General features: G+C 50.9%; 19 protein-coding genes. 3 read left to right on the top strand and 16 right to left on the bottom strand.

The window, feature by feature from the left end; all coding sequences use genetic code 11:
- Positions 1-248: 248 nt before the first annotated feature.
- Positions 249-2,825, top strand: coding sequence for an Ig-like domain-containing protein (locus tag KI379_RS05350; protein ID WP_212982982.1), 2,577 nt, complete (start codon positions 249-251; stop codon positions 2,823-2,825).
- Between the two features lie 116 nt (positions 2,826-2,941).
- Here KI379_RS05350 and KI379_RS05345 read toward each other — a convergent pair whose 3' ends face one another.
- The 4 genes from KI379_RS05345 to KI379_RS05330 all read right to left on the bottom strand — a co-directional run bounded on the left by KI379_RS05345 (position 2,942) and on the right by KI379_RS05330 (position 6,581).
- Positions 2,942-3,502 (bottom strand): sugar O-acetyltransferase, encoded by a 561-nt coding sequence (locus KI379_RS05345; RefSeq protein WP_212982981.1) that lies wholly within the window; start codon positions 3,500-3,502, stop codon positions 2,942-2,944.
- A 1-nt stretch (position 3,503) separates the two neighbouring features.
- The gene (locus KI379_RS05340) at positions 3,504-4,736 is read right to left on the bottom strand and encodes an MFS transporter (RefSeq protein ID WP_212982980.1); all 1,233 of its coding nucleotides are present in this window, start codon (positions 4,734-4,736) and stop codon (positions 3,504-3,506) included.
- An 11-nt stretch (positions 4,737-4,747) separates the two neighbouring features.
- Positions 4,748-5,779, bottom strand: a complete 1,032-nt coding sequence (locus KI379_RS05335; RefSeq protein ID WP_076169160.1) for an ROK family protein — start codon at positions 5,777-5,779, stop codon at positions 4,748-4,750.
- Between the two features lie 202 nt (positions 5,780-5,981).
- Positions 5,982-6,581: a TetR/AcrR family transcriptional regulator gene (locus KI379_RS05330; protein WP_212982979.1), complete on the bottom strand. Its 600-nt coding sequence runs from the start codon at positions 6,579-6,581 to the stop codon at positions 5,982-5,984.
- Positions 6,582-6,676: 95 nt separating this feature from the next.
- Between KI379_RS05330 and KI379_RS05325 the strand changes: the two genes are divergently transcribed.
- Positions 6,677-7,402: an SDR family oxidoreductase gene (locus KI379_RS05325; protein ID WP_212982978.1), complete on the top strand. Its 726-nt coding sequence runs from the start codon at positions 6,677-6,679 to the stop codon at positions 7,400-7,402.
- A gap of 131 nt (positions 7,403-7,533) precedes the next feature.
- Here KI379_RS05325 and KI379_RS05320 read toward each other — a convergent pair whose 3' ends face one another.
- The 4 genes from KI379_RS05320 to KI379_RS05305 form a co-directional block, all read right to left on the bottom strand.
- Positions 7,534-8,526 carry a phosphotransferase enzyme family protein gene (locus tag KI379_RS05320; RefSeq protein WP_076169163.1) on the bottom strand — a complete coding sequence of 331 codons (993 nt, stop codon included), beginning with the start codon at positions 8,524-8,526 and terminating at the stop codon, positions 7,534-7,536.
- Between the two features lie 70 nt (positions 8,527-8,596).
- On the bottom strand, positions 8,597-9,223 hold the full coding sequence (locus KI379_RS05315; RefSeq protein ID WP_076169164.1) for a hypothetical protein: 627 nt from the start codon (positions 9,221-9,223) through the stop codon (positions 8,597-8,599).
- Between the two features lie 149 nt (positions 9,224-9,372).
- Entirely contained in the window at positions 9,373-10,227 is an 855-nt protein-coding gene (locus KI379_RS05310) for a methyltransferase domain-containing protein (RefSeq protein ID WP_212982977.1), read from the bottom strand.
- Between the two features lie 216 nt (positions 10,228-10,443).
- Positions 10,444-10,962: a DinB family protein gene (locus KI379_RS05305; RefSeq protein WP_212982976.1), complete on the bottom strand. Its 519-nt coding sequence runs from the start codon at positions 10,960-10,962 to the stop codon at positions 10,444-10,446.
- Positions 10,963-11,089: 127 nt separating this feature from the next.
- Between KI379_RS05305 and KI379_RS05300 the strand changes: the two genes are divergently transcribed.
- Positions 11,090-12,052, top strand: coding sequence for a helix-turn-helix transcriptional regulator (locus tag KI379_RS05300; RefSeq protein ID WP_212982975.1), 963 nt, complete (start codon positions 11,090-11,092; stop codon positions 12,050-12,052).
- 64 nt (positions 12,053-12,116) lie between these two features.
- On the opposite strand, the gene KI379_RS05295 is transcribed toward KI379_RS05300, so the two are convergent.
- The 8 genes from KI379_RS05295 to KI379_RS05260 form a co-directional block, all read right to left on the bottom strand.
- A complete protein-coding gene (locus KI379_RS05295; protein WP_212982974.1) occupies positions 12,117-13,112 on the bottom strand; it encodes an anti-sigma factor in 996 nt (331 codons plus the stop codon).
- Positions 13,102-13,599 carry an RNA polymerase sigma factor gene (locus KI379_RS05290; protein WP_212982973.1) on the bottom strand — a complete coding sequence of 166 codons (498 nt, stop codon included), beginning with the start codon at positions 13,597-13,599 and terminating at the stop codon, positions 13,102-13,104. The genes KI379_RS05295 and KI379_RS05290 overlap by 11 nt, the downstream gene beginning before the upstream one ends.
- A gap of 164 nt (positions 13,600-13,763) precedes the next feature.
- Positions 13,764-14,306, bottom strand: coding sequence for a GNAT family N-acetyltransferase (locus KI379_RS05285; RefSeq protein ID WP_212982972.1), 543 nt, complete (start codon positions 14,304-14,306; stop codon positions 13,764-13,766).
- Positions 14,307-14,449: 143 nt separating this feature from the next.
- Positions 14,450-14,716, bottom strand: coding sequence for a CD3324 family protein (locus KI379_RS05280; RefSeq protein ID WP_212982971.1), 267 nt, complete (start codon positions 14,714-14,716; stop codon positions 14,450-14,452).
- Between the two features lie 311 nt (positions 14,717-15,027).
- Positions 15,028-15,741, bottom strand: a complete 714-nt coding sequence (locus KI379_RS05275) for a glycerophosphodiester phosphodiesterase family protein (RefSeq protein WP_212982970.1) — start codon at positions 15,739-15,741, stop codon at positions 15,028-15,030.
- Between the two features lie 38 nt (positions 15,742-15,779).
- Complete coding sequence (locus KI379_RS05270) at positions 15,780-16,646, bottom strand: carbohydrate ABC transporter permease (protein WP_116232528.1); 867 nt, start codon at positions 16,644-16,646, stop codon at positions 15,780-15,782.
- Positions 16,647-17,543 (bottom strand): ABC transporter permease, encoded by an 897-nt coding sequence (locus tag KI379_RS05265; RefSeq protein WP_116232527.1) that lies wholly within the window; start codon positions 17,541-17,543, stop codon positions 16,647-16,649.
- A gap of 86 nt (positions 17,544-17,629) precedes the next feature.
- Positions 17,630-19,159 carry an extracellular solute-binding protein gene (locus KI379_RS05260; protein ID WP_244879345.1) on the bottom strand — a complete coding sequence of 510 codons (1,530 nt, stop codon included), beginning with the start codon at positions 19,157-19,159 and terminating at the stop codon, positions 17,630-17,632.
- Positions 19,160-19,166 lie beyond the last annotated feature (7 nt).

Genomic DNA, 19,166 nt, shown 5'->3' with positions numbered 1-19,166 from the left:
ATCCCCCGTTTCGGTCTGATGTGAACCCTGGCAGCCAAGCTTGGTTTGTTATGAAAAAGATAATATGGATGTCTGTATCTGCACAAGCACCGGGTGCAACTTCTGGCATAAAAAAATTCGTTTTTGGCAGGTAAAAGCAGCCTAAAAGATTTAAAGTAAGAGCAGTAAGCGGCTCCATGGAGCGGAGGACACAGCATTCCGCCGGGCTTCCTGCTCCATATGCCGTTAAAGGGAGGAAGTGTGATCGAATGACAAATCGAACAGTAAGGGGTGCATTTATGTTACACGGCAAGCGGATGAAACAGAAGAACAAAGGAATGAAAAGCATGGCTGTTGTGCTGAGTATTATGGTAGCGTTTCCATTTGTGGGAATGCCGCATTCCGGTTCGGTTTCGGCCCAGTCGGCGGATGAGCAGAAGTTTGCGGGCGCATCGATTCCCGCTTTTCCGGGGGCGGAAGGCGGCGGGGCTTATACGAGCGGCGGCCGCGGGGGCGACGTTTATATCGTCACCACCCTGGAAGATTACGGCGCCAACGAAAAGGCGGTCCCGGGATCGCTTCGCTACGGGATTACGTCCACGCCGAAGGAAGGCCGCACGATTGTTTTTAACGTATCCGGTACGATCGAGCTGGAAAGCTCCCTGCTGTTCAAAAACATTAAAAACCTGACCATCGCCGGGCAAACCGCGCCAGGCAACGGCATTACCCTCGCAGGTTGGGACACCAACATCAGCAACTCGGAGAACATCATCCTCCGGTATCTCTCCTTACGGCCGGGGGCAACCAACGTGTTCAACGGCAGCGATTCGATGGATGCGCTCTGGGGCAGGGACAACAACTATTTTATTATTGACCACTGCTCCTTCAGCTGGAATACCGATGAAACGCTGTCGCTGTACAGGGGCGAAAATGGCACCGTCCAATGGTCCCTCATTTCGGAGAGCCTCACCCTGTCCGGGCATTCCAAAGGCAGACACGGCTACGGCGGCATCGCCGGCGGAGACAAAACGACGTTCCATCACAATCTGTATGCCAGCCATACTTCCCGGAATCCAAGGCTCGGCGGCGGGTATGCCGGCGCGGCGGATGCCGATCACGTGGCGGTCGTGCAGCTCTCCAACAATGTGATCTATAACTGGGGCTTTAACGGCACCTATGGCGGAGGGTTCACCTTTACGAATTATATGAACAATATCGAAATCGCTGGTCCAGGCACTCGGGATAATGTAACCGGCCGGGTCATCGATGCGGGCGAATCCAAAAAGCTTGGCGGCTTCTACATCGCCGGGAACCGGATCAACGGCAAGCTGACGGGATGGCTCGATGGATCGTCCCCATTGGTGAAAAGCTCCGGTGACGCCAGCGGAGACCAGCCGACGTCTTTTGCGTCCAAACCGTATCTCTCTGCGGACAGCACGGGTGTCAATCACGGGATGACCAATCCGGCGTTTGACGATTACGTGCAGCACGGCGTGGAAAAAGCGAACGAGCCGCTGCTGAAGGCCATTTTGCAGAAGGCGGGGGCGACCTACCCGCGGCGTGATGCCATCGACGCAAGAATCGTCGCGGAAGTGGAGCAGGGCCTCGGCAGATACATCAACACCGAAAACGAGGTTGGCGGGTATGTTTCCCCATTCGGCGTGATCGAGGAGCAGCGCGGCGCCGATTTTGATACGAATCGGAACGGAATCGACGACCAATGGGAAAAGAAAAACAACATCTGGGACATTCAAGATGCCTATAAGACGGTAACCGGCACGGGCTACACCTGGCTTGAGCTGTACCTCAACAGTCTGGCCGACATGGACCATGCAGCCGAAAATCCGGATGCCACGCTTGCGGCGCCGCTGAACAATGCGCAGTTTGCTCTGGGAGAGGACATTGAGGTCAACGTCAAAGCCTCCTCCAAATTCGGCAATAAAATCAACAATGTGGCCGTATACAACGGATCGCAGTACCTTGGTGACGCGGTGAAAAAAGGCGGCGCCTATGTGTACACCATCAAGGGACTTCAGGATGCTTCCTACAATATTTCCGCCAGAGTGACAGACACGGACGGAAATGCGACCCAAACGACCGCAGCCACGATCCATGTCAACGCGGCTCCGCGCTCGCTGGCTGATGCAGGCTGGGCATCGGCCGATATCGGCCGCCCGGATATTAAAGGAACCGGAAGTCTGACGGACGGCGTAATCACTGTTAAAGGCAACGGCAAGCTGGGAACGAGCGAAGGAAGCACCGAGCAATCGCCGGAAAACGATGCTGCGAAAGACGATTTTCATTTTGTATATAAGGAAATGACCGGAGACATGGAATTCACCGCGAAGCTGGAAGCCATCGGAGCCGTTGACAATCATGCCTTTACCGGACTGATGATCCGTGATGATTTGCAGGATAACAGCGCCACTGCAGCCCTTGGATTATCCTGGGTGAAGCTGTCCAAAGAAACAAGCTGGTCGGCTTATCTGACGGGTAGAGATCAGCAGGGCTCAGGCTTTGATCCTTTGACCGAAACATTGGACAGCGCATCCAGCGCGCAGGAAGCCGGTATTCAGCTGGTTCCCGACATTCCGTTCAAAATCGGCGGCGTCGAGCAGGGCTACTGGCTTAAGCTCGGCCGGAACGGCGACACCTTCTACGCCTACGGATCGACGGACGGCAAGGAATGGAAGCCGATCGGTCAGAGAACCATCGCGATGCAGGATTCGGTCTATGTCGGTTTTGCCGTGGACAGCAACGATGTGGCCAATGCGATCGAGCAATTAAACTTTGCCAAATTCTCGAATGTGAAACTCGAGGATCACTTTGCTCCCATAAGCAACTAAGCTTAAATCTGCGGGATGTGTGCATGTGGGCGTCCCTCTGAGATAACCCTTTTTCCGGAATGTAAAAATCGCCCGGCGGCCGTTTCCGCTCGGGCGATTCCTTTTTTTATCACAACTTAGGCTTCGATCGTTTTAATGACTTTCGCCGGGTTGCCTCCCACGATCGTGTTGTCCGGAACATCCTTGGTCACGACCGCTCCGGAAGCGATGACGACGTTGTTGCCGATCGTTACACCCGGGTTGATGACCGCCCTTCCGCCGACCCATACATTGTTGCCGATCGTTACGGGTTTGCCGTATTCCGGCCCCTTGATCCTTTCATACGGATCCACCGGGTGAGTCGCGGTATAGACGTGAACCCCGGGACCAAACAAGCAGTTGTCCCCGATCCTCACTTCGCACACATCCAGGATGGTACAGTCAAAGTTGGCGTAGAAGTGTTCACCGACGTGAATATTGTAGCCGTAGTCAAAGCGGATGTTAGGCTCCATCGCCAGGAAGTTCCCGGTTGAGCCCAGCAGCTCCTTCAGGATTTTCAGCCGCAATGCTTCATCCGTTTCGGTCGTCTGGTTATACATGCGGGTCATTTGCCGGGCATATGCCCGCTCCCGCGTCAATTCAGGGTCGGCAGCGACGTACAATTCGCCGTCCAGCATCTTTTGTTTTTCTGTTTTCATCTCAGGAGTGAAGCCCCCTCTCATCTTGATGTAAGGTTTGGTTCAGCTGCACGGGCTTGGCTGCTCTAGACAGAGAACCTGCGATCCCAATGCCGATCAGCACTGCGATCAGTGCGTGCAATAACCCGAAATGCTCTCCAAGGAACCCCAGCGCAGGCGGGCCCACCAGAAAAGCGATGTAGCCTGTGGTCGCCACGGCTCCGACTCTTGCGGCAGCGCCTTGAGGATCATCTCCCGCCGCCGATAGACCGACCGGAAAACCAAGGGAAGCTCCAAGTCCCCACAGGACAACGCCTATGGAGGCCACAACGTCATTCGGACCCCAGATCACCAGCGATAACCCCAAAATGGCCGCCACGGCGCATCCGGATAACACCGGCACCCGGCCATAACGGTCCAGAACCCATCCGCCCGTAAACCGTCCCAGCGTCATCGCCGCAACGAACAATCCGTAAATAAATGAACCTGTCAGCGAGCTCACCCCGTAGCCATCCACCATGGTGAGCGGCAGCCAGTCATTGGCGGAACCCTCGGCAAACGCCATGCCCAAAACGATGACTCCAATCAGCAAGGTGCGCCTCTCCGTCCACATCTTTAACTGCTGCTGAATCGCCGATCCTTTAGATGCTCCAGCACCCGCCGGTTCCTTCCCCGACTCCTCAGGCAGGTATCGCCAGCTATAGAGCACTGCTGCCGCCATAATTAAGGCAAGGATCGTGAAATGGACCATCACCTGAAGATGGATGGCGACCGCGGCGGCGCCGAGTGCTGCGCCCACAAGCGTCCCCACACTGAAAAAGCCGTGTAACGCCGGTAAGAGCGTCCGGTTCAACGCCTTTTCCGCGGCTGAACCCTCCACATTAAGCGCAACCTCCGCCGTACCATAGCCGCCGCCGAAAATAATCAGGCCGATAATAACTACGGGTACCGAAGCCAGCGACGTACCGATTCCCGCAACGACGAAGCCAACCACAATCAGCAAAGAGCTGATCAGGATGACAAATCGTGCGCCTTTCCGGGCTACGATCGAACCTGACGTAAGCAGACCGAACAAAGAACCGGCGGCAATCGCAAATATAATCATGCCCATCCCGGCGGTGGAGACTTGAAGCGTGTCCCGAACGTCAGGCGTGCGGGAGACCCATGACGCAAAGGATAGACCCGGCAGGGCAAACAGCAGAAACAGAATATTCCGGACCGTTCCCGGATGCGGTTTACTTTTCACAGATGTCATTGGGCTGACCCTCACCTCCGCTTCTCTACTAATTGCAGGGAATAAGCCAGGCTTTCCAACGTCATGGTCGTCAGCCCGTACATGTAGTCCTCATCCGGATGTTCCAGCAGCGCCAGCTGCGGCATATGCATCTCCGGGATATACTTCAGGCATTCCTGGCGGATCAGATGGATATCATCTGCCTGTACCAGACTTCCCGTCAGAGCGATCGTCTCCGGGTTCATGACCGCTATCAGGCTGGACACCGCATGCGCAGCCAGGGAATGGAAGGTCTCCCGGTCGTGCAGCTGCCGCAGCTGCTCCGCCTGCGAAATACCATACGGTAAAAAGGCGATCTCTCCGGCAAAGCGGGTATTCCCCCGATGAATATGTCCATCGACGATTAGCCCGGCACCCGGCAAGCTCCCTTCGAGAAACGTCGCAACCGCAATCGACTTCTCGCTGTCATATTCCTGCTTCCGGTAAAAGCCGTACACGGTCGAGTTCATGTCGTTCTCCAGAATGACCTCGATCCCGTGCTTGTCGCGAATGATCGCCTCCAGCGGGGCATGAATCAGTTCAGGTATATCGCTGACATTGATCACGCCCTGATAAACCGCACCCGGAACGCCGATCCCAACCGCCCGGATTTGCGGGTATTGGGAGATGAGCCCGTCGATCAGTTTCTCAATCGCTGCTACATCGATCCGGCCCGCTTCCTGCTGCCCCTCCTCTACCGCTTCACCGGCCAGGTTAGCAACCCTGTACGTGAGGGAGTGCACCTTCACGCCGGCCCGGATGATCACGCAGGCGATATAAGCATAGTTCACATTATATTGATACAGTCTGGCCGGACGGCCGCCGCTCGATTCCTCTCGATCCAGCTCGAGCAGTTCACCGGTCTCCAGCATTTCGTTCAGAATGCTGCCGCAGGTCGCCACGCTTAATCCGGTCATTTGTGCCACCATCGACTTGGTACCCTGCTTCATCGATTTGAGCGCTTGCCGCACGAGCTCCTGATTCATCTTTTTGACTCGCATCGTATTGTGCGTCACGGGATTCATTGCCGCTACCCTCCCCTTCCGGACTTATTAAAATACTTTTAATAAGTAATAACATAAATGATTTTGCTGTATCTGTCTACCCATTGATCCTGATCGGGTGCTAAAGCTGGATGACCTTTTACCAAGACACGGGACGCTGCAAGTAATTAACGCCATGCAAAAAAAGCCGACCGATTTTTAAAATCAGCCGGCAAATTTATTTTTAGTTCTTCGGACGCGGGGAATCGAATAAGTACGATACGAGGTTATCCACAAAAGGATCCTCCAGGGTCGAATGCCGGTTCAGAAGCCGATACCACATCGGTCCATAACACAAGTCCGCGATAAGCCCCAAGTCTGTATCCCTGGGCAATTCGCCACGCTGCTGTCCCCGCTCCAACAACCGAATCAAGGCTGCTCTGCGCGAAAAGATAAAGTTGTCACGAAAGGCTGCGGCAAATTCAGGGTTAAATTGGGCTTCCGCCATCAAACTGCATACGATTTCATCCTTTCCTTCTATCAGGGAACGGAAGGTCCGCTTTAAATATTCAAGCACATCGCTCTTGAGATGGCCTGAATCCGGCAGGCCGATCTCCGTATCCGCGTGCAGTTTCAGCGCCTCCATTACGATAAAAGGAACGCCAGGCCACCAACGGTATAACGTAGGCTTTCCTACACCAGCCTCTTTTGCGATTTTTTCCATCGTTAAGCTCGGGTACCTGCCCGATTTGAGAAGGTCAAGAGTCGCCTTCATCACGGCTTCATACGCTTTTTGGCTTCTTGGCCGACCTACAGCTGTTGTTTTGTCTTGCTCAGTATCCATGATAGCTCCCTCAAAATAATTTATTTACAGAACGTTACGTAATATATTATAATTCAAACCAGAACTTCAATCAAGCACAGTGAGGAGTCGATCCAATGGAACAATCTTTAAAAGGTCAACGTGTCATTATTATGGGTGGAACATCGGGAATGGGGCTGGCATCAGCCCGGTTGTTGGTCGAATTGGGTGCTGACGTCATCGTCACGGGGCGGGATCAGGCCAAGTTGGAGACCGCTCTTCAACTTCTGGGGTCTGGCGCTAAAGGAGAGCAGCTTAATGCAGCTTCTTACGAAGATCTGAAATCTTTTTATGAACGTCAAGGAAGCTTTGATCACCTGGTCATTGCGGTCTCGGGGGCTAAAGGTGGCGGAAACTTCCGTGAACTCTCGCTCGATGAATTGCGCAGCGGCTTCGATGCCAAGTTTTGGCCGCAAGTGACGTCTGCCCAGCTCAGCCTGAATACGTTGAGCGGCAGCGGCTCGATCACCTTCCTCACTGCGATTTCGGCCCGTTCCCATGCGCCAGGCAATGCCGGACTCGCTGCGATTAACGCCGCCCTGGAGTCTATGGTTCCCATATTGGCACAAGAGCTGGCACCTGTACGCGTTAACGCTATATCTCCTGGTGTCGTGGATACGCCTTGGTGGAATTGGCTGCCGAAAGATCAAAAAAACGCCGCGTATGAATTTTACAAAGAGCAGGCCCCGGTTAACAGAATAGGCCAGCCGGAGGATATTGCCAAAGCGGTCCGTTACTTAATCGATAACACGTTTGTGACCGGAACCGTGCTGGAGGTGGACGGCGGGCTGCGACTTCGGTAGCACCGATGCATCCGACAACGTCCTCATCATGGAATCATGAGTATTTCTTGTGACGCTGAACAGGCTGCCGTTATGAAGCGGCAGCCTGAGTGCTAACTTTCGATGCACAAACATAAATGATTTTTGATCATTTAAAAGAACTCGTCGATTAATGACATTCCATTCGTGATCCGCATCTGACTATCCTGCAAAAAGTCGCGGGTCCAATCGTCCGGTTCACGTAAATCCCAGCTCCGGTGCATACCGACGAATACAATGATTTCACGCAGTCTAAGGAAGAGCGGCAGAAGGTCTTTCCAGCCATCAGGCATAGTACGCCCATCCGCGGTATAGCCACGCACGAAATGTTTGATAAAAAGTTCATACTGCGCCTTCCGTTCGGATTTCGAATCTTCACCAAAAACATACAGCAAGTAATATAGCTGAACGGCGATGTCTTCGACATACCAGCTGTACTGGCATTCGTCGAAGTCGAAAAGTGTGATTCCTCCAGCTTCATCCACCATAAAATTCCCGACATTCATATCCCCGTGGATCAAACCAAATTGATCCTCTGCAGATGGCAGGACAGCCAGCTGTGCTTTAAGCTCATCCAGGGCCTGAAGAATCGGTTGATGCTCTGAGGGCAGCACATTTTTGGCCTGCAAGAGGTATTCATTAGACTTCCAAGTATGTCTTCTGAGCGTTGGATTATAACGCTTCGACAGTTCGTGCAGATGTCCGGTGATGCGTCCGCATTGTTCATAAAGCAATGCATTTCCTAAGCACTCCGGATATCCAATCTTGCGACCAACCGCGTGCCTGAATGACGTTACATAGAAATCAATCATATTTCCATGCACCTGTTCAATGTCTTTCCCGTCAACTGAAGATACCGGTTCTGAAACAGAAAGTCCATTCGCTGAAAGATAACGAATCCATTCGATCTCAGCCGCAAGTCCTTTCCATGTGCGAAGCGTGCTCGGGGTGAAACGGAGGATATATTTTGAATCGCCCTTCATGTAGGAATAAATAAAGTTCTGAAAGCCGCCGATGAAAGTCAGCTCCTTTGGGCTGACGCCAAACCGGGCGGCACCTTCTGCGGCATGCTCGTTCAGGAACATTAATTTTATTTGGGGGTCCATGAGATCTCCTTGTGAATATAAAGTTTCATAAGATATTAGGAAACACGCTGGAACTTTGCCTTAAAGGTTATTACGCCTCAAACTGTAAGGTGAATACGAGTGCCCACTCCGTTCGGCTTAACGACTCCGTTGAAAGATCCGATGTACGCATGGTATTGGAGCTTGTGGCTTGCATGCCAAACACATGCACGGCCTGATCGGCCGTAAACGAACGCGGCTCCGCATCCTGGATCAATCCTCGGGCCGTCAGCTTTTTGTCCCAAGGGATGTGAAATGTGGCTAAGTCTGTTCCCGAGCGATTAACAATGCCTACCTTAATGGTTGCGGACTCGTCCTTCTCCCCAATGGATACCATATCCGTGGATATGATCACTTCTATTTCGTTATTCTTCTGCTCATCCGGACTGTAAAACACATCCCCTATCCAGCCTATAGAATCTACTCTCTGACCGTCCTTCCAAATGTCTATGTCCAAATTAGCGATCGGCTTGCTTCCTTCATATTTCAGCTTAAATGCACCGGACATCGCCCCGAGGAACGGCTGAAACTTGGCTGCCTCCCCCTTGAACAAATCAACAGGCACCAGCTCTATTTTGGCAGGACTTGCTTCCCCTTCCGGTGCGGTTGTCTCTTTACTCTCTGCAGTACATCCCGTTAAGACGAAAAAGATGATCAATATGCATGCTTTTAAGCGCATGTTACCTCCCCAAAGATGTTCCCATAATTCCAAATTGTACCATATAGTGCGTTATAAAATGAGGTTATCCGCGCGGTTAGCGAAAAAAAGCAGCCGATCGTTGGGATCCGCTGCTTTGATTTGCTTCATAGTTTTGGGTGGGTTATCTTTTACACCGTTCCGAAGGTAATTTTCATACCCGCTGCATAGGTGGCCGCTGTTGATGAGGTAAAGAACTCCGACATTGCATTTTCACATTCATATTGTCGGATGGCCTCTTCTATTGACATTCCTCTCTTTAACAGGCTATCAATAAATGCTGAACGCTCCCCCGGGCTACTGAACTGCATAGCTTCATAAATATCGGTACCTATCTTCGCTGTGGGATCATAAATGTTTACTTTATCGCTCATCCGGCATTGGACATTACGTAATCCCAACCGATTGAAATATAAAGGCAGCTTGATTCCGATGTTTCCGTCCTTACCGGTGCGTTTCAAGTCTCGCTCAAACAACTCCTGCAACTGCCCTAATGGAATCACCGTGGACTGATCCATGCCATCCAAGTGGAAACCTGCACTATTTCCGATCCAGTGAGGCTCGAATGCAGCAACTTTTCCTTCGGGTTTGACAGAAGCTTTCATTCTTTTCAGCGTGCAAAGCGGGTCGTTCATATGCAGCAGCACCGCGTGGCATACGGCAAGATCAAATTCCTCATCAAAGCATACCGAGTTAAAATCCGCGGCAATGAACTCCGACCGGTATGGTAGATTTCGAAAGAGCTCTCTTGCGTGCTCTATCAGCTTAACACCGGCATCGACACCGACATATTCCGAACCGGCTGGCAGCAGAGGCAGCAATCGGAGCCCCAAGTGCCCAAACCCGCATCCAAAATCTACGATTCGAACGGGATCATCAATGTTCCATACGCGATGAATCAAAAAATCAATATAATCATCGTTATAATACAAGGCAGTAGACCTTTTTAAATACTCGATTTGACCATCCCAATAATATGGCTCCATGAAGGATCTCCCTTAACGTATTTGCGCCGCGGTCGCTAATATAACATACAATCTACCCAAAAAAAGAAATAGACTTATCTTCAATTTTTTTATAAACTATTATGTATCTATGGCTTTTTTAGTAAACCCATTAATGCATGGAACCGGCACACTTTGTGCCGGTTTTTTTATTACTTCTACACTGTTCCATCTGCACATCTATTTTCCGCCTATGCCTCATAACGTCCACGATTTTGACGCCGGTCCGTACAGATCATACATCGAAACCGGGATGCCAAGCTGCTTCATATAGGTAAACATTTGGCCGCGGTGGTGATAGATATGCGTCGTAATCTCGATCAACCATTTGATCTGAACAGAAGGCTGGTGCTTGGCAAAAAAAGGGGCGGTCGATTTGTGCAGCAGGTCTGCCTCATCCAAGTTGTTCATGTAGTCTTTTAACGCTGAGACTCCGCGATGCATAACCTCTGACAGGGCGGCTGCGTCCTTTACATGCATAACGGACATGACCAGACTTCTAACCTGCTCCATGGGTTGTTCCTGCAAAATGGCCAGTTCTTGCTCGGGGACCTGAACAAGATGGCGGGCAAGCTCGATTAAGCTCCGCATGTTCTCGCGAGGACGATATTCCCAGTGCTCCTCCTCAATCATGGAGAGCAGCGAGGCGATTGTCGTGAGCGCCAGCTCCATCTCTTCAAACAGCAAATCCTTGATGCGGGATACTTCCGGATTCATGTCTCTCATCCTTTCTTCGGGGCAAAGAATCATTACGAGCATGAATATAACACCTAAATAAGTCAGAACTTGGCTTATTTTATGTGATAATAAGGATAAAAAATATGTGGCGAGGGATGAGCGTGTATTGATCAAATCACAGCGCCTGATTCAATTAATGATGGTGATTAACGCCAAAAGGTCGTTTACGGTCAGGGAGCTTGCCGACGAGTTCGGCTTGTCTCCGCGGACGATTACCCGGGATTTGCAGGAACTGAGCGAGGTAGGGTTTCCGATCTATTCCGTGCAGGGGCGCGGCGGCGGTTACCGGCTGCTTCAAGAAAGGATGCTTCCGCCGATTGCCTTTTCAGAGAACGAAGCGGTCGCCGTATTTTTTGCCTGCCAATCCCTGCAGTACTTTGGTTCCGTTCCCTTTGACGAGAGTGCGGCTTCGGCGATTCACAAGTTTTATCACTACTTGCCTGCCGATGCGAAGGAGCAGATCGACCGGCTGCGAAATCGGGTCGTCATCTGGAATCCATATCGGACGATGTCCGCCGACTTCCTTCAGACCCTGCTGCAAGCGATCATGAACGACAGCGTCGTGACTATTGCGTATAAATCCGGCGATGGCATCACGCAAAGAGATATTCAGCCCATCGGTCTCTATGCGAGCGAGGGATACTGGTATTGTCCGGCCTATTGCTTCCTCCGCCAGACCTACCGGCTTTTCCGCGCAGACCGAATCAGCTTCGCGAGTGTGAACGACGGCTTTCCTGACCGGAAGGATCTGGGTGGCCGATCGGTATTTGATTGGATCACACCGGACTTGTCCCGCTTCGATCAGCAGTGCGACTTGTTGGTCGAATTAACAGAAGAAGGCGTACGTTCGCTTGAAACCAACGTCTGGTTCAGTGCTCACATAGAACTCCATGAAGATGGAAGAGGTACTTTACGCATGCGGATCCCCGTTCAGAAAATCGAATTTTTCACGGATTTGATTTGGCCCTTAGGGGGAGAAGCAAAAATCGTGGAGCCTATCGAGGCTGTAGCTTATATCCGGCGAAAAATAGAAACGATCACAAAATGCTATTTTGATCCCATGAGTTAAAAAGAAGGTATCCGTTCGCACTGACCGAATACCTTCTTTTCCTGATGAAGTCGGGACACTTCATTCATCTGTCGACGGTTGCACCCATGACGGCTGCTTTTACATAGGGTTGGCCCTGCAATGCTTTCAGGCTCTCAGCCATTCCCGTTACGACAACGCCAAACAGGCGCACGTCGCTTGTTTCCGGTTGTTCCTTATCCTTGCGTAAATAATCATAAATCCGCTTAAATTCCTGCTTATATTTTCGATTGTGATGCACTCCATATTCCAGGGCGTCAAGAAAGTTCTTTTCTGAAATATCATCACTATCTGGATGAATTCCAAAACCGTATACGCTGCTCGCCCAGTCAGGAAACGGATCAACAACGGATCCATCAGGCATTTTAGCGGCCGTATAGGGCTTCATATCCGAGTAAGTATCTACCCAATACCACACGGGATGGACACCTGGCGGAAGCATCGCCTTGATCTGCTCTACCGAATAATTTTTATCAAAAGAAATGCCCATTTCAACCCGCTTCCGTCCATCCATGTCCTTCAGCTGCGGAAGCTCGTTAAGGTAGTTCGCGTATTTTACGCTCGGAAGATAGAACAGCATCTCTCTTTCTCCGTTATAACGGTTATAGGGGCGTGAATAATGAAATCCTTTGGCCTCCATTTCTGGGTCCATAAGCGACAGGTCAGAATAGTCGCCGAAAAAGCGGGAAAAACTTCCCCATGAGCTAAAATCGTAGTTTTCCTCCCCCCAGATGACCGGGACTCCCTCTACAACCTTATATGTCCGATATTCAAGCGTACCATGGAGAAAGCCGTAGTTAATCTGGAAACCTAATATATACTGATTCGGACCACTGATCGCTTTAAGCATCTCAATGTCACGCATTGCATGTTTTTCGCTTCTGTACTGAAGCTGTAAATTCGTAAACCACCCTCCCGCAAGGATAAATATCGTAACTGCCAATGATATGATTGCGTTCCTAAGTATCGTTCTGCGGCGTGCCTTCTTGACGAGAGCCGACAGCTTCGCCCCATCCTCAAAGCTGGATTCGTTATCGTTCATCGTATAGTCCTCCATATTTTTTCTGAAATAGTTTGCGTGCCCGATATAGGTACGTCTTCACCTTCTCCTCACGAATGGCTATGAGTTCAGAGATTTCTTTATAGCTAAAACCCAGTTCGTATTTTAAAATAAGCAGCTGTTTATAGATCGGAGCCAGCTCTTCCATCACCTTTTCGATCTCTTCTCTCCGTTCCTTTCGCAGCAGGATTTCCTCTGGAATTTCACTGCCTTCCACATTCGCCTCTTCCATCGAAATCTCGATTCGTTTGCGTTTTCGGAGCAAATCGTAATATCGATTGAGTGCGACCCGGTACAGCCACGCCGAAAACTTATCAGGCCCAATGGAATCAATATACAAGAGACCTTTATATACCGCGTCCTGGACGATATCCTCGGCGTCAGCCCTGCTTGCCCCCAGGCGAATCAGGTACCGCTGAATCTGTTTCATTTTATCCTGCATCAGCCGCAGCATCTGCTCGTTATCCACTTTCAACCTCCCTCCAAGCAGTACAACGTTTGGATAGGTGCATATGTATACAAGTGCGGCAAAAAAGATATCTCGTCTCGTAGAATCGGACCTATCGGTGGATCGCAACAGCCATGAATTAAACAAAAAAAACAGCCGATCTTATCGATCAGCCGCCAGACTACTTATTTGTTTGTAAAATTGAACACCTTTGCCGCCCCGATCTCAGCCCGCAGTTCCTTGTCCTCTTCCGTGAACCTGTTGTTCGTATAACGCGCGAGGGTTTTTCTCCAAAAATGAATGGTCCTTGAATTCCTCTCTGTCGGGGTCGTGTAGATCAGCCATTTTCCCTGGAATTGGTTGAAGATTTGGGCTATGGCCTCCTCGGCAACACCCTGACCCCGGAAAGGCTGCAGTATAAAATATTCGTTCACCAAAAGGTTGCTGTCATCCTCCACATAAGGAGGTGTGGCAATCAATGCGAATCCTGCGGGCACTTCGTCGACCCGAATCAAGAAAGGAAAAAGGCACTCCTCTTTTTCCCACCAAATATCAAACTCGGGCATTTGCTGCTGAAGCGTTTGAATAGCATCGCTGTCTTCAAAGACGCCATACCGATTGGGAAGCACGTTACGGATCCCTGCTAAATCGTGAAGATACAGGGGGTAAAGATTATAGATGATTGATTGCGTATCACGCCTGCTTAATTCAACCGTTATTTCCGCCATGTTGGATCCTCCTCAAAGAGCCTTTTATCTTTTACCGAAAAGTATATCGGCTGGCGCTTTGAAACAATAGGCAGAGAATACACATAACCATTTAGGATACAAAAAGGGCTCGCGCTGGTTTGATCACACGCAAGCCCCTGGCATTATTTTTTCTGGTATACGATCTTTCGGATCGTTTCTACCGCGAGGCAATAGGACTGGGAGAGCTGCTCCACAGCGATTCCTTTACGGAACGATTGCCTGATCTCTAGATTGCGTTTCCGCAGATAGTCCCGCTGTCCCGAAAGCTGGCCCCATTTTTTGCGGCCATCCTCGCGAGAAGGAATATAGATCGTCCTGCCTTGGACGTATTTTTGAATTTCCTGAAGCAGCTGTTCAGGTAAAATGTCGCTCGCAGATACATATTTCATTGGCTTCGCCCTTTCATCCAAGTGAGTTGCAGATGGTAAGGTAGCAAAGCCTGCATGACAAACATCCTGCTAATGAATTGAAAATGATGCGGTTAATAGATCAGGCTCCATGCAAAACAACCGCCGCTGTTTGTCATATAGACTCTGCATGGAGCAAAGATGTAAACTTTGCATCGGGTAAGCTTTTGGATTCAGTAGCTCCTGAACCGGCATCATCGCGATATTCCTCTCTTTCGGTTATTCATCTGCCTAGTAGTTTCCACATAGGGTTTGAGGATTCCTTTTTATCATTAGAAAGAGAGACTCCACTTTCAATCCCACAAAATCGTATCCGTCGTTATATAGGCCGCACCCGCCTCCTCAAACGGCCGCGAAATCTCCCGCTCGTTTACGGTCCAGATCGACACGTCAACTCCGGCCTTGCTGCAGTTTCGCACGTCATCCGGCGTCGCCGAACGATAGTCGTAATCCAGAAAAGCAGGCTGCAGCCGGCCGATGAGCTCAAGGTCTGCTTCGCTTGGCGGCTTCGCCGATAGAAAGCCGAGCGGCACCGCCGGATCGATGGCACGCACCTTCAACAGATCGTTGGCATTGAAGCAGATGAAGCTCATTTGTCCCATCATGCCGGAGCCGCGGACCAGCTCAACGAGCCTTTCCAGATCGCGATCCTGGTGGTATTCCTCAATCTCGACGAATGCATGCATGCCGTATTTGACGCATACGGACAATACTTCCTCCAGTGCCGGGATTTGCAGGCCGGAATAATCGCTGATCCCGTTTCCGGAGGTGATGCTCAGCCCGCGGATCTCGGCAAACGAGAAATCCTTCGTCCTCCCTGTTCCGTTCGTCATCCGGTCGACAGTACGGTCATGATGGACAATCCAGCGGCCGTCCGTCGTGCAGTACGTATCGCATTCGATGCCCCAGAATCCCGATCGGCCCGCCAGTTCAAAAGCCGCGACGGTATTCTCAGGCGCCTGCATACTAAGCCCCCGATGGGCTACATACTTCGGTTGCTGATTCACCTGTCTTCACCCCATGATCCGAATTTTTGTTGCTGTCCTCATCCTTTAATCGAACCGAGCATAACCCCTTTGTTAAAGTATTTTTGCAAAAAGGGGAATATGATCAGCAGCGGCAGCGCCGTTAACATGATGGCTGCCATTTTGGCTGCAGGCGTATATTTATACAATACAGTGGACGCGTTGGAGATGGTAGGGTCATCCTCAACGAGCATTTGCCTCAGAAAGACCTGCAGCGGCATAAGCTTCGCATCGTTTAAATATATAATAGCGGAAAAATACGTATTCCAGTTGCTCACCAGATAAAACAACGTAAAGGTCGCAATGACCGGCATAGACAACGGCACGATGATTGATAGAAACAGGCGCCACTCTCCGCTCCCGTCGATCCGGGCCGACTCCTCCAACTCAAGCGGCATGGACTGAAAAAAGCTTCTCATCACAATGACGTTGAACGCGGCAATCGCCGAGCTAAGCCAGATCGCCCAGAAACTGTCCAATAGATGGAGCGATCGAACGACCAAATAGGTTGGAATCATGCCTCCTGAGAACAGCATCGTGAAAAATACAATAAAATTCATTGTACTGCGCAGCTTTAACCATCGCTTGGACAGCCCGTAGGCCATAAGGGAGGTCAGCACGATATTCAGTGCCGTCCCTCCCAAGCTGATGATCACTGCATTGCGGAATGCTAGGGTAAAGCCCGGATGGGCCAGCAAATACAAATAACCGTCCAAGGTAAACTGCTTCGGAATGACGAAGAATCCCCGCGTTAAATACTCGTACTCCGTCGAGAACGAAACCGCAAGCACGTAGAACAATGGAAAAATCGCGATCGCGGCCGCCAGGAAAAGGATGAAATAAACAAGACACGTGAAGAACAGATCGGGCCCTTTTGCCTGCCGCATTTAAAATACCCCCTCCTGGCCGAATCTCTTGGCGAGCCGGTTCACACCCCATACCAGCACCAAACCGACCACGGATTTAAATAAACCGACGGCCGTCGAGTAGCTGTAATCGCCTTCGATCAGACCCTTTTTGTATATAAAAGTCTCAAACACCTCGGACACCTCTTGGTTCATCGGGTTCTGCAGCAGGAAAATATGCTCGAAGCCGAGGTCCATCATGTGCCCGAACCGTAAAATAAACATGACGACAATGACGCCCCGCAAGCCGGGCAGCGTAATATGCCACACCTGGCGCCACCGGTTCGCGCCGTCCATCTTAGCCGCTTCATACAGCGTAGGGTCGATGCCCGACAGGGCGGCCAGGAAAATAATCGCTCCCCACCCGGCCCCCTGCCAAATGTTCTGTAACAGCCACACCCACCGGAAGTAGCGGGGATCCGTCATCAGTTCAATCGGGCCCAGCCCCCAGTCCTCCAATAGCTGATTGATGCCTCCGGAGCCGGTGGCGAAGAGCACGATCGTAATACCGACGATCACGACCCACGATATAAAGTTGGGTGCATACAGAATGGTTTGGACCGCCGCCTTCATTCGTCTGGCTCTCAATTCATTCAACAGCAGAGCGACGAGGATCGGGGCCGGGAAAAAGAACAGCACATCCAGCAAATTGAGCAGCAGCGTGTTTTTGAGAAGCAGCAGGAAGTCGCCTTCAGCAAATAATCTGCGGAAATAATGAAGACCTACCCATTCGCTCCCCATTATTCCCTTGAAGGGACTATACTTCATAAAGGCGATCGAGATCCCGAACATCGGGATATATTTAAAAATGATAAAATAGAGCAGACCCGGCAGGATCATGAGATAAATGGGAAATGCCCTCTTCCAGTACGCTTTCATGTCTTCAACCTCCAACTCGCTGTATAGCCAGCCTGGAAATAAAAGGCCCCAGGCGGCCGCAGCCGCCCGGGACCTTCAGGCGAACGTTATGGATTCGCCGTGTATGCGGCATTCACTTCCTCGATAATCTGGTCTCCGCCGCTGCTCTTCCATTCTTTGATCGCTTCATCGATGCTCTCCACCGGCTTTTTGCCTGCGATAATTTCAATGACGGTTTTGTGGAAGCTTTCGTCGAGTGCCGTTCCTTTCTCCAAGTACGTATTGGACGAGAACAGATAGGCGTCGGACGCGTTCTTATATGGATACTTGCCAGCGTTATCAATGGATTGCTCCATCTCTTTAGCCCATGTGGGATCGCTCCACTTGTAGGTGTTGAATGTATTGGAATTGTTCCGCAATACCCAGTTCCACAAGAGACTTTGCCGCCCCTCGCCTTCGGCCTTCAACTCATCGGTCATTTCATAGGCTCCGCTGCTGTCTTTCTTGTAATGGATATTTTCAATCCCGTTCTTCAAGATGTCTTCCCCTTCCGGCGATACCCACCAATCAAACAACTGCAGGATGCGATCCCGCTTCTCGGCATCCACGTCCTTGCTCAGGACGACTTTGATCGTTCCGCTCGTTGGCGTCGATGTTCCCCGCATCCCGTCCTTGCCCATCGGCGGCGCCAGCTCCACAAATTTGGCTCCAGGAGCAATCGTCTGCAGCTGCTGATTGGTTTGCTGGCTGAACTGGTAATGCATGTCGGCAAAGCCCACTTTGCCCTGCGCGTATTTCTCGTTAAAATTCGTGTTCGTAACAAAGTCTTTGTCGAGCACGCCTTCTTTATATGCACGGCTCATAAAGGTCAGGAACGCCTTCCATTCGTCCGATTGGACCTGCATCGGAATCAGCTTACCGTTCTCCTCCTTCCAGCCATTCGCGAGCCCAAATGGCGCGAACAGCTCCGGCATGCCCAGCAGGCTTGCATTGCCCAGCGCCGAGAATCCAAACGTATCGTTCTTCCCGTTGCCGTCCGGATCCTGAGTCGTGAAAGCTTTGGCCATATCATAAAATTGGTCGATGGTGAATGTATCAGGAGTTGGTACGGGAATTCCCAGCTTATCCAGCCAGTCCTTGCGGACGTAAATGGTATTCTGGGCTGTGGCATAGATCGGAATGCCGAAGATTTGGTCCTTCGGGTTCAGCAGCGCCCATTCTTCCGGTTTTGCGATGCTTTGCAAATGAGGATATTGGGCTAACTGAGGCTTTAAGTCCTGAAATACGCCCTCCTCCACCCATTTCAAATACTGGCTTGGACTATCGATCCGCATCACGTCGGGCAGTTTGCCGGATGCCGCAATCACGTTCAGCTTTTCGTAAAAATTCGCATTCGGCACCCATTGAATTTGAAGGTCCACATTGAATTTGTCATCGATGTACTTGATGATCGGATGATTGTTGTCCGGCCAGCCCCCTCCTTTCCATGACGCAATCATCATGTCAATTTTGATTTTTTTGGGCTTGTCCTTGTCTCCGTTCGTTCCAGATGCGGTCCCCGTATCCTCCGATCCCGCGGATGAACATCCAACGGCCGCTAAAAATACGAGACTCATAACCAGGATGATTGAGAGCATTCGTTTC

Origin of the sequence: Paenibacillus cineris, from assembly GCF_018333335.1 — a bacterium.
Taxonomy (GTDB): Bacteria; Bacillota; Bacilli; order Paenibacillales; family Paenibacillaceae; genus Paenibacillus_AQ; species Paenibacillus_AQ favisporus.
The sequence above is the reverse complement of the archived record's forward strand: the minus strand, read 5'-3'. Positions and strand labels throughout refer to the sequence as shown.

Coding starts and splice junctions, on each gene's coding strand:
- KI379_RS05350 (WP_212982982.1), top strand. CDS start 249: ATGACAAATCGAACAGTAAGGGGTGCATTTATGTTACACGGCAAGCGG.
- KI379_RS05345 (WP_212982981.1), bottom strand. CDS start 3,502: ATGAAAACAGAAAAACAAAAGATGCTGGACGGCGAATTGTACGTCGCT.
- KI379_RS05340 (WP_212982980.1), bottom strand. CDS start 4,736: ATGACATCTGTGAAAAGTAAACCGCATCCGGGAACGGTCCGGAATATT.
- KI379_RS05335 (WP_076169160.1), bottom strand. CDS start 5,779: ATGAATCCCGTGACGCACAATACGATGCGAGTCAAAAAGATGAATCAG.
- KI379_RS05330 (WP_212982979.1), bottom strand. CDS start 6,581: ATGGATACTGAGCAAGACAAAACAACAGCTGTAGGTCGGCCAAGAAGC.
- KI379_RS05325 (WP_212982978.1), top strand. CDS start 6,677: ATGGAACAATCTTTAAAAGGTCAACGTGTCATTATTATGGGTGGAACA.
- KI379_RS05320 (WP_076169163.1), bottom strand. CDS start 8,526: ATGGACCCCCAAATAAAATTAATGTTCCTGAACGAGCATGCCGCAGAA.
- KI379_RS05315 (WP_076169164.1), bottom strand. CDS start 9,223: ATGCGCTTAAAAGCATGCATATTGATCATCTTTTTCGTCTTAACGGGA.
- KI379_RS05310 (WP_212982977.1), bottom strand. CDS start 10,227: ATGGAGCCATATTATTGGGATGGTCAAATCGAGTATTTAAAAAGGTCT.
- KI379_RS05305 (WP_212982976.1), bottom strand. CDS start 10,962: ATGAATCCGGAAGTATCCCGCATCAAGGATTTGCTGTTTGAAGAGATG.
- KI379_RS05295 (WP_212982974.1), bottom strand. CDS start 13,112: ATGAACGATAACGAATCCAGCTTTGAGGATGGGGCGAAGCTGTCGGCT.
- KI379_RS05285 (WP_212982972.1), bottom strand. CDS start 14,306: ATGGCGGAAATAACGGTTGAATTAAGCAGGCGTGATACGCAATCAATC.
- KI379_RS05280 (WP_212982971.1), bottom strand. CDS start 14,716: ATGAAATATGTATCTGCGAGCGACATTTTACCTGAACAGCTGCTTCAG.
- KI379_RS05270 (WP_116232528.1), bottom strand. CDS start 16,646: ATGCGGCAGGCAAAAGGGCCCGATCTGTTCTTCACGTGTCTTGTTTAT.
- KI379_RS05265 (WP_116232527.1), bottom strand. CDS start 17,543: ATGAAAGCGTACTGGAAGAGGGCATTTCCCATTTATCTCATGATCCTG.
- KI379_RS05260 (WP_244879345.1), bottom strand. CDS start 19,159: ATGCTCTCAATCATCCTGGTTATGAGTCTCGTATTTTTAGCGGCCGTT.